Annotated in this window: 17 protein-coding genes and 4 pseudogenes; 13 read left to right on the plus strand and 8 right to left on the minus strand. The window is 66.1% G+C overall.

The window, feature by feature from the left end; translation table 11 throughout:
* Together AB0I04_RS53755 and AB0I04_RS53760 are read left to right on the plus strand one after the other, a co-directional pair.
* Positions 1 to 411: pseudogene (locus AB0I04_RS53755) on the plus strand (polyphosphate kinase 2); the annotation flags it as partial.
* Positions 412 to 450: 39 nt separating this feature from the next.
* Positions 451 to 627 (plus strand): annotated as a pseudogene (locus AB0I04_RS53760) (arginase family protein); the annotation flags it as partial.
* Here AB0I04_RS53760 and AB0I04_RS53765 read toward each other — a convergent pair.
* The 6 genes from AB0I04_RS53765 to AB0I04_RS53790 form a co-directional block, all read right to left on the minus strand.
* On the minus strand, positions 578 to 883 hold the full coding sequence (locus AB0I04_RS53765; RefSeq protein WP_360904343.1) for an Lrp/AsnC ligand binding domain-containing protein: 306 nt from the start codon (positions 881 to 883) through the stop codon (positions 578 to 580). The pseudogene AB0I04_RS53760 and the gene AB0I04_RS53765 sit on opposite strands and share 50 nt — an antisense overlap.
* Positions 884 to 1403: 520 nt before the next feature.
* Positions 1404 to 2174 carry an alpha/beta hydrolase gene (locus AB0I04_RS53770; RefSeq protein WP_360904346.1) on the minus strand — a complete coding sequence of 257 codons (771 nt, stop codon included), beginning with the start codon at positions 2172 to 2174 and terminating at the stop codon, positions 1404 to 1406.
* Between the two features lie 173 nt (positions 2175 to 2347).
* Positions 2348 to 2470, minus strand: coding sequence for a hypothetical protein (locus AB0I04_RS53775; RefSeq protein WP_360904349.1), 123 nt, complete (start codon positions 2468 to 2470; stop codon positions 2348 to 2350).
* A gap of 119 nt (positions 2471 to 2589) precedes the next feature.
* Positions 2590 to 2916, minus strand: a complete 327-nt coding sequence (locus tag AB0I04_RS53780; RefSeq protein ID WP_360904352.1) for a DUF1048 domain-containing protein — start codon at positions 2914 to 2916, stop codon at positions 2590 to 2592.
* A gap of 1 nt (position 2917) precedes the next feature.
* Entirely contained in the window at positions 2918 to 3274 is a 357-nt protein-coding gene (locus AB0I04_RS53785; RefSeq protein WP_360904355.1) for a DUF1048 domain-containing protein, read from the minus strand.
* On the minus strand, positions 3271 to 3597 hold the full coding sequence (locus tag AB0I04_RS53790) for a PadR family transcriptional regulator (RefSeq protein ID WP_360904358.1): 327 nt from the start codon (positions 3595 to 3597) through the stop codon (positions 3271 to 3273). Before AB0I04_RS53790 ends, AB0I04_RS53785 begins: the two co-directional genes overlap by 4 nt.
* Before the next feature lie 291 nt (positions 3598 to 3888).
* Here AB0I04_RS53790 and AB0I04_RS53795 point away from each other — a divergent pair.
* The 10 genes and pseudogenes from AB0I04_RS53795 to AB0I04_RS53840 all read left to right on the plus strand — a co-directional run.
* Positions 3889 to 4107 (plus strand): annotated as a pseudogene (locus AB0I04_RS53795) (transposase); the annotation flags it as partial.
* Between the two features lie 20 nt (positions 4108 to 4127).
* A complete protein-coding gene (locus AB0I04_RS53800; protein WP_360904361.1) occupies positions 4128 to 4340 on the plus strand; it encodes a hypothetical protein in 213 nt (70 codons plus the stop codon).
* Positions 4341 to 4423: 83 nt separating this feature from the next.
* Positions 4424 to 4996, plus strand: a complete 573-nt coding sequence (locus AB0I04_RS53805) for a dihydrofolate reductase family protein (protein ID WP_360904364.1) — start codon at positions 4424 to 4426, stop codon at positions 4994 to 4996.
* A gap of 14 nt (positions 4997 to 5010) precedes the next feature.
* Positions 5011 to 5364 carry a YciI family protein gene (locus AB0I04_RS53810; RefSeq protein WP_360904367.1) on the plus strand — a complete coding sequence of 118 codons (354 nt, stop codon included), beginning with the start codon at positions 5011 to 5013 and terminating at the stop codon, positions 5362 to 5364.
* A 13-nt stretch (positions 5365 to 5377) separates the two neighbouring features.
* Positions 5378 to 6661 (plus strand): RNA polymerase sigma factor, encoded by a 1284-nt coding sequence (locus AB0I04_RS53815; RefSeq protein ID WP_360904370.1) that lies wholly within the window; start codon positions 5378 to 5380, stop codon positions 6659 to 6661.
* Between the two features lie 758 nt (positions 6662 to 7419).
* Positions 7420 to 7521, plus strand: a pseudogene (locus AB0I04_RS53820) (hypothetical protein); the annotation flags it as partial.
* A 288-nt stretch (positions 7522 to 7809) separates the two neighbouring features.
* Complete coding sequence (locus AB0I04_RS53825; protein WP_360904391.1) at positions 7810 to 8406, plus strand: hypothetical protein; 597 nt, start codon at positions 7810 to 7812, stop codon at positions 8404 to 8406.
* 180 nt (positions 8407 to 8586) lie between these two features.
* On the plus strand, positions 8587 to 8730 hold the full coding sequence (locus tag AB0I04_RS53830) for a hypothetical protein (protein WP_360904373.1): 144 nt from the start codon (positions 8587 to 8589) through the stop codon (positions 8728 to 8730).
* A complete protein-coding gene (locus AB0I04_RS53835) occupies positions 8727 to 9158 on the plus strand; it encodes a hypothetical protein (protein ID WP_360904376.1) in 432 nt (143 codons plus the stop codon). The genes AB0I04_RS53830 and AB0I04_RS53835 overlap by 4 nt, the downstream gene beginning before the upstream one ends.
* A 272-nt stretch (positions 9159 to 9430) precedes the next feature.
* On the plus strand, positions 9431 to 9559 hold the full coding sequence (locus AB0I04_RS53840; RefSeq protein WP_360904379.1) for a WD40 repeat domain-containing protein: 129 nt from the start codon (positions 9431 to 9433) through the stop codon (positions 9557 to 9559).
* A gap of 271 nt (positions 9560 to 9830) precedes the next feature.
* On the opposite strand, the gene AB0I04_RS53845 is transcribed toward AB0I04_RS53840, so the two are convergent.
* A complete protein-coding gene (locus AB0I04_RS53845) occupies positions 9831 to 10520 on the minus strand; it encodes an SMI1/KNR4 family protein (protein WP_360904382.1) in 690 nt (229 codons plus the stop codon).
* A 263-nt stretch (positions 10521 to 10783) separates the two neighbouring features.
* Positions 10784 to 11749 carry a hypothetical protein gene (locus AB0I04_RS53850; protein WP_360904385.1) on the minus strand — a complete coding sequence of 322 codons (966 nt, stop codon included), beginning with the start codon at positions 11747 to 11749 and terminating at the stop codon, positions 10784 to 10786.
* 2159 nt (positions 11750 to 13908) lie between these two features.
* Here AB0I04_RS53850 and AB0I04_RS53855 point away from each other — a divergent pair.
* Positions 13909 to 14280, plus strand: coding sequence for a transposase (locus AB0I04_RS53855; protein WP_360904388.1), 372 nt, complete (start codon positions 13909 to 13911; stop codon positions 14278 to 14280).
* The last annotated feature ends 507 nt before the right edge of the window (positions 14281 to 14787 follow it).

Below are 14787 nucleotides of genomic sequence, written 5' to 3' on the forward strand. Positions count from 1 at the left end.
CGGCTGCTCGTCGAGGACGGCATCGTGCTCTGCAAGTACTGGTTCTCGGTCAGCGACGCCGAACAGGAGATCCGATTCCGCAAGCGGCTCGAGGACCCGATGAGGCGTTGGAAGCTGTCGCCGATCGACGTGGAGTCGATCCTGCGCTGGGAGGACTACTCGCGGGCGAAAGACGAGATGTTCCGCTACACCGACATCCCGGAGGCACCCTGGTATGTGGTCGAGAGCGAGGACAAGAGGCGGGCGCGTATCAACATGATCGCGCATCTGCTCTCGACCGTGCCCTATGGCGAAATCGAGCCCCCTCGCCTCACATTGCCGGCCCGGCCTCGCTCCACGGGCTACCGGCGCCCGCCCCGCGAGACCCAGACCTACGTCCCGGACCACTCCGCGACACTCGGCGAACCTTGAGAGGTCCGTGCCGGCTTCGGCCTTCTCGGGTACCAGGGCCGCCCGGTCTACGTATCGGTGGACATCGACGTTTTCGACCCCGCCTTCGCACCCGGGACCGGCACCCCCGAGTCCGGTGGTCTGACGGCGCGGGAACTCCTCATGATGCTGCGCGCCACCGACTCCCTCAATGTCGTGGGTGCGGACATCGTGGAAGTCGCCCCTGCCTACGACCACGTAGCTTCTGGATGTCGATGTAGCGGAACGTCTCCGTCGACGTGACTCCTGAGGCCTGCCGCAGCACCGTCCCCGTCAGGCGGTACAGATCCGCAGGACTCGTGCAGTTGACCTCCAGGACCAGATCGTACGGCCCCGTGGTGGCAGTGACCACTTCCACCTCGTCGATGTCCTGCAACTGCCGCGCTACGTCGGGAATGGTCCCCTGCACGCGCAGGCGCCACCCCGGCTTGGACGCGGCGACCGTTTGGAGCACCGCGACCAGGCGTGAACGCCAGAAACGTCCCCGCGGGCCCCCGGGCCGTCGATCACCACCGGCACGACGATCCGTCGCTGCGGGCGCGAGGAGGTGCCAGCCGGGGGCCTCTCGCCGTCATAGGTCATCAGAAAGTCCAAGCAGGTCCATGGAGCGTGACCGTGGGCAGGTTCATGTTTACTCCCAGGTTGCGTGGGACGCTGCTTTTGCATGCGTCCAGGGCTGTCGACTGCCGTAGATGACCGGTTGTGCGAGGTCAACGCGCCGCGCGTCCGGCTGGGGCGTTCTCCCAGGTCGCCGTTCGCAGAATCTCTCTCGCAACCCTCGGCGTTCTGAGAGACGGTACTGAGACGGCCGTGACCTGGCTGAACGTTCTACTCTGCGGCTGGTGACACGGACCCGAGCGGAGGCCCTCGTACGCCGGCGACCGATGCCGCTCGTCCCGCGCCGGAGTCCCGCCATACCCGCTGACTGAGTGTTTGATCCGGTGTAGTGGTCGTCAGTCCGTCAGCCGTGTTTTTCAACGCTCGCTGCGGTCGAGGGCGGCGACCTCACGTACCGCATCGGCGACGGCGCGGAAGTCCTTACGCAGGATCGCACCGTGGTTGCTGGGGACCTTCGCACTGATTTGGATGTTCGGGTTGCGTTCGGTCACCGCGGGGAGGCTGGTGCGTATCTGTTCGTGCCCACCCTGGCTGCCGAAGGACTCCCCCGAAGCAACCACATACCGCGCCGGGACGGTGATGTCGTCAAGGACGGGACCCAGCTCGCGCACGCGGGCGAGCTTGCCGAGCTCGATGTTGCTGTTCGCCATCTGTTCGGCGTTCATTCGCGGGGTCAGACCCGTCGGGCGCAGCAGCGGCATGAACCAGCCCCACCGCCGAAACGCTTTCCGGATCCTCTGTTCCATGTCCTCGGTAAGCCAGTCGTACGGCTGCGCACCCTCGACCAGGACCGCGCCCACGGCGCGGTCCGGATTGCGGCTGGCCCAGTGGGCCGCGACGAACGCTCCGTAGGACCAGCCCACCACCAGCGCCCGGTCCACGCCCCGGGCCGCGAGCACGGCATCGACATCCCGGACGGCGGCCTCGAAAGAGTAGTCCGCCGAACGTTGTGACTTCCTGCCGCGGGCCCGCTCGTCGTAGGTGATGTGCCGCCACCCTGTGCCCAGGTCGGCAATGACCCGCCGCCAGTACCTCTGCGTGGCGAACTGGCCGTTGAGGTAGACCACGGGGATGCCGGAACCGCCGGTGTCGGTGACGGCCAGGGCCGTATCGTCGACCGGCACCATGCCGGTCCACTCCGAATCGGGTGAGGAAGCGCTGTTGTTTGGCATGTTTGCACCTGGTCGTGTGAGTGTGTCTGATTCGACTTCTCCGGGCCTTGCGCGTGGATCGCTGGCTCTTGGACCTGATTGCCGGTTCAGATGCTGTTTCGGAACTCGGATTGAGTGACTGTCCGTGACTACGCGTCAGTCGCGTCGTCCTGGGAAATGGTGCCGAGCGGCCCGCCGCCGGAGACCTGCTCTCCGGGGGCGTCGCCGACGTTGGCGTGGCTGAGCCAGGTCTCGCCGGCCTGCTCGACCACCTCGGTGGACGGGATCTGCGGCGGCTTCTGGTGGCCGGTCGGCCCGCGTCTATTCGCGCTGCGCCGAGGCGAACGAACCGCGCGTGCACGCTACGCCCACTGGCATGAGGCGACCAGTGTTACTTCTCGGCCGCGCCCGGTTCGCCGCTGATGGACTCCTGATAGACGTCCGCATAGGTGCGTGAGTCCTTGACCAGGTCGTCGCAGAACGCGGCGACGTCGTTGCCGATGAGTTCCAAGACCCCCTTGCCCGCGGCGACGCCCTCCTCGAAGAAGTCGACGATCCCGGGGAGCAGGGGCCCGTCAGCCAGGTCGATCGGTCCGACCTTGAACAGGTACTTCTGAATCTCCTTGTAGACGATCTGGTAGTCCGGCGGGAGCGCCCTGACCCGAGCCATGTGCGCCCGCCACTGCTTCTTGCCCTCGATGATGTCTTGGATGCTCACGTCAGCCTCCCAGCCGGCTCAATTTCCTTGCGACGTTCCTGTTCAACTGCTCGCGCCACCGGTCGCGATAGGTTCGAGTCGCTTCTCCACCGGCCAGCGCCGTGCAAAAGCCTCGGATGTCGTCGCCGAGCACCTCGTGGACGCTCTGCCCGTCCGCCGCTGTTTCTTCGAGCAGCCCCAGGGCGGCGTCGAGGATCAGCATCAGGTTGCGACCCGTGAAGTCCGAGTGAGGGTAGACGTTAGCCTTGATCTGTTCCCACGCCGCCCGGTATTCGGCCGGCAATGCCTCCGCCCGGGCTTCGAACGCCTTCCATTCCCTGGTGAGATCGCTGCCTGTCATGGTCTCCCAGAAGTTCATCTCCCGCCCTCCTTGAGTCTGTCGATACGTGATGAGACGTACTGCCATTTCGCCCAGAACTTCGCGAGTTCCTCGCGGCCAGCGTCGTTGAGCGCGTAGAACTTGCGCGGCGGACCGACCCCGGATGGTCGTTTCGTCACCTGGACGAGTCCGTTCCTCTCCAGTCGCAGCAAGATGGTGTACACCGTCCCCTCGATGACGTCGGCGAAGCCGAGCTCGTTCAGCTGACGGGTGATGGCGTACCCGTAGGTTTCCTCGCTGCCGAGGATTTCGAGCACGCACCCTTCGAGCGTGCCCTTCAGCATCTCCGTCAGGTCGTCCATCGCGAGCCCTCCTCAGTCCTATCGGTACTGTGTGCTACCGAGTACTGCTATACGGTACCACCGAGTAGTGGAGGATGGCAGCGATCGGCGAACGCGGACCGGACTTTGCGATCCGCGAAGCGAAGGAAGACTTCCGCGCACCACGAGGTGCCACCATCGGCAGCATCTTCGGTGGGCGCCCTGCCCGCCGGCCCGGGACCGATCTGCGAGGACCCAGGCTCCGCAGCGGCGGCTACCTCATCGGCCCCGGCTCCGTAGTCGGCGGGGGCTCGTACGTCATTCTTTGGAGGAGTGTTGGCGAAGCTGTTCTGCGGGATCGACTGGGCCGAACACCACCACCACGACGTCGCCGTCGTCGACGACACCGGAGCCCTGGTCGCCAAGGCCCGCATCACCAACGACGCCGTCGGCCTGCGTGCCCTGCTGGAACCGCTGGCCGACGTCGGTGACCATCCGGACGACCCGATCCCGGTCGCGATCGAGAAGCCCTATGGACTGCGGATGGCAGCGTGGTGCGGTGGACCGACCAGATGACCTCAGCGGTGCCCGATCCGGACCATCCCGCACCGTTGCTCCGGCTCACGCCGCAGGGTGCTGCGAACCCGACGACGACCGCTTCCGCCGCCGACCCGACGTCCGGCGGTGGCGTAGCGACCGGGCTGGCGATCGCGGCACTGGTCGTCGTGTCGGCCACGTTCGCCGTCCAGGTGCGGTCCATCGCCGCAGGTCGGTGTTCCGGATAGCCATGTCTATTTCGAATGGGCTTGTTCGACGGTACGGGTGAACGGATCGAAACATCGACCCGGCAAACCGGAAGGACGGGACAATGCGGAAACTGGTGGCCTTCGAGCACGTGACACTGGACGGCTTCGCCTCCTCGGGGCAAGGGATGGGCTTCGAATGGACCTTCCGCGCCTACAGCGAGGAGCTCGCCGCGTACGGTCAGGAGCACATTCAGGCCGACTTCGACATGGCGGTCTACGGACGTGAGACCTACCTGGGGATGTACGGGTACTGGGCCAACCTGCCCACCGCGGACAGCTCCGCACACGAACGCGCACATGCCGAATGGGTGAACAAGGTGGACAAGGTCGTCTGCTCGACCACCCTGGAGTCGGCGGACTGGCACAACACGCGCCTGGTCACCGGAAATCTGACCGAAGAGTTCACCCGACTCAAGGCCGAGCCGGGCGGCACGATCGCGATCTACGCCAGCCCGAAGCTGGTGCACTCGTTCATCGACCTGGCGCTGATCGACGAGTTCCGGCTCGTCGTGCACCCGGTGGTGATCGGATCCGGAACACCGTTGTTCCACGACCGGTCAGCGCTGGACCTGGAGCTGTTGGAGTCCAAGTCGTTCGAGTCCGGCGCGGTCTACCTGCGCTACCGGGTCGGCTAGGCGAGGATCCGCACATGCGTTATCTGATGCTGATCCGCTTCGATCCCGCCGTCGCGCCCACCGCGGGCCCCGACCCGACGCTGGCCGAGGATATGGGCCGGCTGATCGAGGAGATGACCAAGGCCGGTGTTCTGCTGGACACCGCCGGGCTGCGCCCGATCGAGGAGGCCACGCGGATTCGCCTGGCGGGCGGTACGACCACGATCCTCGACGGTCCGTTCACCGAGTCCAAGGAGGTCATCGGCGGCTACTGTCTGGTCCAGACGCGGTCGCGGGAGGAGGCCGTGGAATGGGGCTCGCGCTTCCTCAGGCTGCACGGACCGGAGTGGACGATGGAAGTGGAGATTCGGCAGTTGGACCAGTCGTGAGCCGGAACCGCGGATGAGCCGTGACCAGTCGCCAGAGCAACGGGCGATCCGGGCCGTCGAGGCGGCGTGGCGGATCGAATGGCCGCAACTCGTAGCCGGATTGACCCGTTTGGTCGGTGACATCGACACCGCCGAGGACCTCGCGCAGGACGCCCACCTGGCGGCCTTGCGGCAGTGGCCCCGCGACGGCGTGCCATCGAACCCTGGCGGCTGGCTCATGGTCACCGCGCAACGCCGAGCGATCGACCGGATCCGGCGTGACGCCAGGTTGGCCCGCAAACTCCCGTTGCTCGGACACGACCTGCTCACCGAGCACCGATCGCCGAGTCCGGGCGAGGAACCCGGCATGGGCATTGCCAATGATCGGTTGCGGATGGTGTTCACCACCTGCCACCCAATACTGTCGCAGCTCGCGCAGGTGACGTTGACGCTGCGCATGGTCGGCGGGTTGACGACCGAGGAGATCGCGCGGGCCTACCTGGTGCCGCGATCCGCTGTGGCACAACGGATCGTGCGCGCGAAACGCACCATCAAGGAGCACCGCGTCCCGTACGAGGTGCCTGACAGCTCGGAGCTGGCTCCGCGGCTGGCCGCCGTGCTCGAGGTGATCTACCTGATCTTCAACGAGGGGTACGCGGCCACCTCGGGCCAGGACTGGATGCGCGCCGAACTCTGCGACGACGGGTTGCGCCTGGCCCGCATCCTCACCGGCCTGCTACCTGCCGAACCCGAGGTACACGGACTCGCCGCGCTACTCGAACTGCAGGCGTCCCGCGTGCACGCCCGCAGCGACACCGCGAGACGCCTTGTCCTGCTACCCGATCAGGATCGCTCCCGTTGGGACCAACTGCTCATCCGCCGCGGCTACGCCGGTCTCGGGCGCGCGTACGCCCTCGCGCTCCAGCGCCGCGCACCAGCCGGCCGGTATGCGCTCCAGGCGGCGATTGCCGCCGTTCACACCATGGCAGCGACCCCCGAGGACACCGACTGGCGCCGCATCGCCGGCCTCTATGCGCTACTGGCCGAAGGTTTTCCCTCTCCGGTCGTGGAACTCAACCGGGCCGTGGCCATCACCATGGTGCACGGCCCCGCCGCCGGGCTCGAACTCGTCGACGCCGTCGCCGCGTCCGGCACGCTGGACGGCTACCACCTGCTGCATGCCGTCCGCGGCGACCTGCTCGGCCGCCTAGGCCGCCCCGCCGAAGCCCGTGCCGAGTTTCTCCGGGCCGCCGAACTCACCGCCAACACCGCCGAACAAGCCCTACTCCATGGCAGGGCCGCGGACTACGCCGAATGACCACTCGGCTCGCGCTGAGCAACTTTCGGGGGACTGTCTGAAAGATCGTGGGCGGGCCGGTGATCCGGCAGGCTGGAGTAGACGCTCCGGCCGGGAAGGAATCTCAGCGACCATGTCAAGCCGCAGTGGCGATGACCTGCGATGGCGGGAGCGGGCTGAACTCCCGGTTGTCACGCAGCAGGGCCCGCAGGACGTCGGGCCACCCCTCTGTTCTCGCAGGTCCAGCCCGTGGACGACCCCGCCGGCAGGTCCCTAAACAGCGACGGCTCGCATCAGATCTCAGTCAGCGGCCAGGGCGTCCAGGGCGACGAGGCGGCCATTCCTTCCAAGCCACAACAGCAGCAGCAGATCACTGTCAGCCACACCCCGCCGCCCTGGGCATCCAGAGCGACTCACTCCAGACAAAACGATCTTAGGGATCACTGTGACCGACGCTGAAGAAACCAACGAGGTCGTGCCGGCGGCGGGGCTGGATGTCCAGTTGGCCGCTGAGCTCATCGAGCGGGCCAAGGCCCAGGGAGTGTCGCTGGTCGGCCCGGACGGGTTGCTGGCCGGGATCACCAAGATGGTGCTGCAGGCCTGTGGGGTGTGGAAACCGGGTTCAGGGACCTTGACCTGCGGCTCCGTGGCCGGGGCAACGTGGGGTAGAGGGCATCCTCGTTGCTTGTGTCTTGGTCTGTGCTGTACCTCTTGGTGCCTTCGATGAGGTGTTCACCTCGTTGGGTGCCCGGGTGATCTGGACACCGGTTCGTGCACCAATGGCGAATGCGATCGCCGAACGCTGGGTCGGTACCGTCCGGCGTGAATGCACCGACCGGCTCCTGATCTACAACGAACGTCATCTCCGCCGGGTGCTCACTGCCTATGAGCGTCACTACAACACCCACCGCCCGCACCGGGCGCGAGACCAGCGCCCGCCCCAACCGCTACCAGCGGCTCCTGTCGGCCTCGGTCATGTCCGGCTGAAGCGACGCCGGGCCGTTGACGGCCTGATCAGCGAGTACCGGAACGCTGCACAGCTCAACGGGAGGAACCACAGGTCAGAGCCTCGGAACCGGGTTCTCGCACCCCACACGCTGCTGGTGCGCCCTGACACGGTGCTCCGCTGGCACCGCGACCTCATTCGATGTCGGCACGCTGCCCGGTCCATGCCGAAGCGACCGGGCCGGCCACCGACCGTACGTTCCGTCCGAATACTCGTGCTGCGCCTGGTCCGTGAGAACCCGCAATGGGGTTATCGGCGCGTGCACGGCGAACTGCTGGTGCTCGGCGTGAAGGTCGCTGCCTCCACGGTCTGGGAGATCCTTCAGGACGCCGGGATCGACCCTGCGCCCGAACGCACCGCCGGCACGTGGGCCGGGTTCCTGCGTTCCCAGGCCGACGCCCTGCTGGCCTGCGACTTCCTGGAGACGGTCACCCTGGCAGGGGTACGCATGTACGTGCTGGCGGTGATCGAGCACCGCACCCACCGGATCCGTATCCTGGGCGCGACCGCGCACCCGACCGCGTCGTGGGTGGTTCAAGCGGTCAGGAACCTGGTCATGGACTTGGAGGACGCAGGGTGCCGGGCGCGGTGGTTGATCCGGGACCGTGACGGCAAGTTCCCCGGGCTGTTCGACGCTGTCCTGGCAGACGCCGGAATCAAGATCGTGCTCACCGGCGTGCGGATGCCACGGATGAACGCGATCATCGAGCGGTGGGTGCTGACCTGCCGCCGTGAGCTTCCGGACCGGACCCTGATCTAAAACCAGCGCCAGCGAGTTCGAGACCTTCTATAACGAGCACCGGCCTCACCAGGGCATCGCGAACGCCCGCCCGTCCACTCCGCTGCCCCCGCCGATCACCGAACCCGACCAGATCGCCCGCCTGGATGTACGAAGACACCAGCGCCTCGGCGGAATCCTCAACGAGTACCGGCATGCTGCGTGACCTGCACGAATGGGGTTTTCGGCAGGGACAAGGCCGCCATCGAGGGCTACCTCAGCGAACTCGACACAGTGATCGACGAGATCGATGACGCCAGAGATCCGGTCGGCGTCGGCGAGCCAGAGGAGGAGGGGTGGCGATGACCAAGGCCGTCACCCGGGCACGCCTGGAAGACGCACTGACGAGGCTGCTCGCGGGGCAGCCTGCCCGCACCGACGGCGAACTGACCGTCTCCAACCTGTGCCGGGAGGCCGGGGTCGGGCGCGACTCCTACTACCGCAGCAAGGACATCGTTGAACGGTTCGAAGCCGCCAAGGCCAACGCCGAAGCCCGCAAGCCCGAGGTACTGCGGCTGCGTGACGAGCTCGCCGAGACCAGACGCGAACACAACAGGACGAAGACCGCCCACGCCGAGGTCGTCAGGGAGTTGGAGGACACGATCCGCACCTACGCCAACCAGATCCAGGCCCTCGCACTCCGCAACGCGGAACTGGAACAGCACAACCGGCGTCTGCGTGAACGCCTGGACCGCGGCGAAGCCGACATCACCCAACTGGCCGATCACCGCTGAGCGGGCACCCTTCTCGCCGGGTAGCCCCAGTGCATTGCTGCACCGGGGCTACCCGGCGGAAGGAGGTGCCGCCGCGCGGTTATCCGGCCGCGCTGGCACGCCGCGCGCCCGACTTATCCCCGCGCGCCCGGACCGAAATCCGCTGGCACTCCAAGCCGCGCGTACGGTCCGTGACCTGCGTCGATCTCTCTACTTTCCCCTGGTGACACGGACCCGAGCGGAGGGCCAACGACGATCATTCTGCACATCTGTGGGACCTGGCCAGCGGACAGGTGAGTCGGACTCTGCTTGGTCACGTAGAGAGGGTCTGGAGCGTGGCATTCCATCCAGATGGCCGCTCCTTGGCCACCGGCAGTGCCGACCGGACTGTGCGGCTTTGGGGCCCGATTAGCTCTGGTTAACGGCCACGTCCGCCTCGACACCACCCGCCACTACCGCCCTACCGACCACCATCGACCTCGAAGCAGCCCGAACGCTCATCAGCAGATACAGGAGGCGTAAGAAATACGAGCGCCGAGCGTAGAACCAGGTCAGACGTCGTGGGCGAGTTATCGCACCGCACAGGGCGACGGCCCCGTTTCCTAGCGAGATCTGTAACAAGGTCCCAGAGGTGGCTGTCACCAATGACCGGTTCCCGAGGTTCTCCCGGTTCTTGATTACGCCGCCTCAGGGTTAATTACGAGAGCGGGAGAATCGTGCGTACAGGGCGTTGAAGAAGTGCTCGTCGGGGTCACCGAACCAGGGACGTGGTCCGGTTTGGGTTCGGATCATGGATGACCGCCAGGCTCGGACGTGCGTCACCTCATCCAGCAGGATCTCCAGTAGGCCGGTGAAGCTGTCGGCGCACAGGAAGTGCTTCTCCTCGTCGCGGCCGAAGTTGATGATCTGTCCCTGGGTGCCTCGTTCAGCGGGATCGAAGTCCAGGCCCACGTAGTCGGCGCGCACCGGATCGGACCAGAGGGGAATCCAGCCAGGGGAGGTGTACAACGGCCTGACCACGCCCTCGGCCGCCGAGAACACCGAGCCGATCTCCTGTAGGGCGGCCAAGTCGCCCTCTTGTTCCCGTGACCTGCGGAGGTCTTCCCACTCTTCCCAGAGGGCCACGATGTGCCAAGTCGACAGGAACGACAAGGTCGGCAGGCAAGGCATTGCGTAGGTCTGGTCCAGCGTGGTCATTGTGGTGCGTTGCCCGTTGTGAATCCGCAGTACCTCGCTCACCTCTGCGGGGAGCCCGCGCCCGATGCGGGCCTCCACTACCTCGAGATCGGCATCCGTGGCGCCCGGTGCCAGATTGGCGTACGCGTCGGGAACCTCACGGGCCAGCCAGGCTACGTAAGTCGAAAACAACTCGACCGAGCGCATCGTTCCTCCCAGATACTTACCAGGAACAAAGGGATCATGCCATGACGGTGGTCTGTCCAGAACCGAACCGATGGCGGCTCTTCTCCACGGGACCAGTGAGATTCCGATGCGGCTCGGCCTGAGGAGCCGCCGCCGCTGCTTGCGGGGGGCAAGCGGCCAGTTCTCTCCCAATCAAGAACGTAAGACATATTGATGGACCACGCCGTCGACCAGCTCCAGCCCTGCTGAACCGTCCCGACGGGCGGTCAGGTGAGGTCGGGGCCTCAGCCGAGTGAGGCATAGATATCGCGGGCGATGGCGAGTACGGCGGCCTCGGCGGGCTGTTGGGCGGCTGCCCCTACATTGGTGCCAGAACTTTGATGAAAGCCCTGGTAGATGACCTTCATTTCGGCGTTGCCCCAGTAGGTGATCAGCGCCGCGTATCCGGTGCCGTTGGGGTCGTAGGCGCGATTGGTGCCGTAGATGATGTACGCGGCGTCGCCGAGCCCGCTGACTTGACGCGCGTCCGTCACGTCGTAGTCGTGGCGGTATACCGAGATCATGCCGTTGCGGTTCGGGTCATAAGTCTGCCTCACGGCCGATGACACCGTGAGCTCGGCGTCCATTACGACCATGTGACCGTTACCAGGCTTTATGCCGGGCGACTTCCAGAGCGCGCTACGGTATATATGACCGGGCCTCGACAGCTCTTCTTCGCGCCGGGAATCCGATATGCAAAGTGCGTACTTCAGCGCCCTCGATGAACCTGGCCTCCCAGATGTGTCTTGTGTGACCTTCCTCGATGACGTGTACAGCTTGATCGTCGCCGGTTTGACCATGTCGCATGCCGGCGGAGCGGAGGTGAAGGTTCGCGAAAATGCCGCGGAGCGGTGCTTGCTCACCGAGTGGCCAAACCCGCCGGCAGCGAATGCGATGCCAACCCCGCCCAGCAGAAGAACAGCGACCGATCCCACGGTCAGCCACACCAGCCTGGCCGACCGTGAGCGGCTGCGTTGCGGCCGCGGTTCGCTAGGAGGATGCTCGCCTTGCGACGGTTTGCCGTGCGACGGCGCGTCTTGCGGTGGCCCGCCCGGATACGACGCGTCGTGTTCCGACATATTGGCCATCAGCCCCTCTCCGAACCCACCGCGGTCCACTGCCAGCGGCTCCCAAAGGACGACCTGACGCTCCGCCTTAACGCCGTACGCCGTGAGCGCCAAGAAGCGAGCGGTCCGCCGGAGCGTGCGCACGCGAGCGATCGTAGGCGGCCTCACACGGATGCCGGGCCGCTGCGGCAGGCGGTAAGGAACCGGTCATCGCACGCCGCTCGGGTCTCCCTGTCGAGGCGCCCTCTACCCTATTGGTAGACAATCATGTTTGTTTGAGTCATCGTAGCGTGGTGACGGTCACGGGGTGTTCCTCGGGGCCGGGCGGGCCGCCGGAAGGGCCGACCTCTGTCGGCCCTTCCGAGGGCCATCCGCATTCCCAGCCTGACGGGGGACTGCGGATGCTGAAGGGCCGCGTAGCGCACGGTGCTACGCGGCCCTTCAGTCCGTTTGTGGTGTTGCGGCGAGTTGGTGATCGGTTGCTGTTCAGGCCGCGGGTGGGTCGATGTGCCCTGTCGGTGTCCAGGTGCCCAGCGGTTTGGGCGTCTTGCGACGGGCCCTTCGGTGGGGATGCCTCGGACGCGGCGGTTGCCGGCGTGTTCGATGCCTTCGTAGGCATCGGTCTTGGCGTAGCCGTTCATGCCCTCGACCGGCATCAAAACGGTGGGATAGTTCGGGCCGCCCCTACCAGAGGTCTCCGCGCGCGCTTGACACGCGACGGGGTCCCAGGTTCCGGTAGCAATCGCGGAAAATCCAACGAACCTGCATCCGACCTGCGGTGATGAAAGCTGATCCAGGGACCTGGTCAGCGGCGGTGGCCAGGTGACGGGTGTCGAGGGTTCTGTCTGGTTTTGTTCGTCATTCGTGACCGCGTTTCTCCGCACTGACCGACCGCACGCCGTTCGGCGGGGTGGCTGGTGTTCGCGGGAATCGACCGCGCCGGCCCCAGGCCCGCCGCGGTTGGCGCACGCCGGTCTTCCTCGATCCTGGCCGCTCCGGCCGTTGTGGCAACGCAGGGCCTGGCGGAGCTGTCAAGTGTGAGCTCAAGGCATTCTTGACCGTTTGTCTTCAGGAGTTGCTTGACTCGGTTGTGATTTGATGCCCGCGCTGGTGGCGTGGAAGCGGGTGGTGGGCTTGAGTTTCGTTGGGGCCGGACGGCGAGGACGAGTAGCCGTGGGCCGGAATCGTCAGGGGTTGGCCGGGAGCAGGCGGTCGGACACTGACCCGACCAGTTTTGCCCACTCCGGGTGCTTGGCTGCTATCGCCCTAGCGAGTGCCATGACTTTCTGGCCCAGGTCCGGGTCGGGGTCGTCGGAGAACCGGACTGGTGCCATCGTTGTCAAGTGCGGGAAGATCTCGAAGTCTCCCTCGACCCGTACGGGGTCGTGCAGGTACCGCTCCAGCGCGGCCAGGTCGTCGACGGCGGCTTGGCGACGGGTTCGAGGTCGGCTATGTGACCGAAGACGGAGCGTCGGTCCGGGTCACGGTGGCAGTGCCACGCCCGGAGTACGACCCGGCTACGCGGTCAGCGATCCTGCTTTCGGTGTCGTCTGCGGCTACGGAGCACCTCGAATGAGTGATCAGCCCTTCTCGGCATTGCTCCGCGAGTTCGCCGACTACCTGCCCGAGGCGGTGCGGCTCCGCCGAAAATACGGCATTGAGTAGCCGGTCCGGGCCGACTCAGGCGTTGTTCGCGTCCGGCGATGCGGCACACGGACACGGAGGTCCATCGGCCGAGCCCCCTCGCCGTACCTGCGTTCCGCGTAATTCAGCGGACTGGAGAGGCGAATCGTGGGCTTGACCTGGGTTGATATGGGTTCGGTCGCCTAGAGGGCGTTTCTCTAGGCGGTGGCGTTCGGGCTGGTCAGCGGGTGTGGGTGCGAGCTCGATGATCTGCCTCGGCTGGGGGATGTCGAGCTTGGCGAGTAGGTCGATTTGCGGCTTGGTGAGGGCGGTGGCCTGCTGGAACGCGCCGGTGGGGCCGGTGAAGGCGCCCAGGTGCAGCCGGTCGAGCTCGCGGCGGATCGCGGGCCAGGTGCTGCCGGTGCCGGTCTCGGCGATCCGGATGAGCAGCAGCGCAAGCCAGCAGAGGATGACGTGGGCGCGGATGCGTTTTTCGAGGCGGTGGTAGACGGGCCGCAGGTCAATGATCTGTTTCGGGGGTCGACCAGCATCGGAACGACCATCCGCGCTACGCCGACGCCACCAGGCCCGCTAACGCGACTTTTCGTTCCGATGCTGGTCGACCCCCGAGCCCGGCCCTGCCACCCAAGCCGCCATCCGTCCGCGACGTATGCCGCTGGATCACCGGCGACCCCGACCATCTCACCGACGACGACAAAGACCATCTTGCCGCCATCCTGGACCGCAGCCGGCCCCTGGCCGCCCTCGACCAGCACGTCACCGCCTTCGCGAAGATGCTCGTCCACCGCACCGGCGAAAGCGACCTGGACGACTGGCTCACCGCCGTCGACACCGAGACCGCCGACTTACCTCACCTTCGGTCTTTCGCCCAAGGCCTCCGTCGCGACCACGCCGCCGTCCTCAACGGACTATCCCTGCCCTACTCATCCGGCGCCGTAGAGGGCGAAAACTTCAAAATCAAGCACCTTAAGAGGATCATGTTCGGCCGCGCCAACCTCGACCTTCTTCGTGCCATGATCCTCCACAACTAAGCGTGACCCTCCCCAGAGAATGATCAAGAGCCGCTTTTGGATGGCCACCAGCAGCGTCCACGGCGCCTACAACTTCGCCCTCCCCGACCTCGCCCCCGGCGCCATTCCGCGACCTACGCGACCCGGACGCCACTGTCGTGCGCCCGGTTGATGTCCGTGGGTTCGCACGGTTGTTGTCAGTACCTCTCGCCGAGTTGATGTCGGTCGCGCGCACCGTCGGCCGTCACCTGTTCTCGGAAGTCGTGAACAGGCCGTGCGTCGTCGCCGGTGCGCGTTCTCGGAAGCCCGGCCCGGTCGCCGGTTCCGAGAACCCGTCGTTCTCGGAACCGCGCAACCGCTGACAGCGCGACCGGACGAAGTCCACTGGACATCAGCCAGACGCTCGACACCATCGGCGATTGCTGCCGGGACTCTGGAACCAGAGCGCATGGACTCCGCGTCGCATCCGGCGAGGAGGTTCCATGCGACATTGGAAGGCATTCACCGCCGTCATCGTCTCGGCACTGG

It is taken from the genome of Actinoallomurus sp. NPDC050550, assembly GCF_040655075.1.
Lineage (GTDB): Bacteria > Actinomycetota > Actinomycetes > Streptosporangiales > Streptosporangiaceae > Actinoallomurus.

Excerpts from the sequence above, each read along its gene's own strand:
- AB0I04_RS53835 (WP_360904376.1), top strand. The coding sequence starts at position 8,727 with ATGACCAAGGCCGTCACCCGGGCACGCCTGGAAGACGCACTGACGAGG.
- AB0I04_RS53790 (WP_360904358.1), bottom strand. The coding sequence starts at position 3,597 with ATGGACGACCTGACGGAGATGCTGAAGGGCACGCTCGAAGGGTGCGTG.
- AB0I04_RS53770 (WP_360904346.1), bottom strand. The coding sequence starts at position 2,174 with ATGGTGCCGGTCGACGATACGGCCCTGGCCGTCACCGACACCGGCGGT.
- AB0I04_RS53845 (WP_360904382.1), bottom strand. The coding sequence starts at position 10,520 with ATGCGCTCGGTCGAGTTGTTTTCGACTTACGTAGCCTGGCTGGCCCGT.
- AB0I04_RS53815 (WP_360904370.1), top strand. The coding sequence starts at position 5,378 with ATGAGCCGTGACCAGTCGCCAGAGCAACGGGCGATCCGGGCCGTCGAG.
- AB0I04_RS53785 (WP_360904355.1), bottom strand. The coding sequence starts at position 3,274 with ATGAACTTCTGGGAGACCATGACAGGCAGCGATCTCACCAGGGAATGG.
- AB0I04_RS53800 (WP_360904361.1), top strand. The coding sequence starts at position 4,128 with ATGACCTCAGCGGTGCCCGATCCGGACCATCCCGCACCGTTGCTCCGG.
- AB0I04_RS53825 (WP_360904391.1), top strand. The coding sequence starts at position 7,810 with ATGCCGAAGCGACCGGGCCGGCCACCGACCGTACGTTCCGTCCGAATA.
- AB0I04_RS53805 (WP_360904364.1), top strand. The coding sequence starts at position 4,424 with ATGCGGAAACTGGTGGCCTTCGAGCACGTGACACTGGACGGCTTCGCC.
- AB0I04_RS53810 (WP_360904367.1), top strand. The coding sequence starts at position 5,011 with ATGCGTTATCTGATGCTGATCCGCTTCGATCCCGCCGTCGCGCCCACC.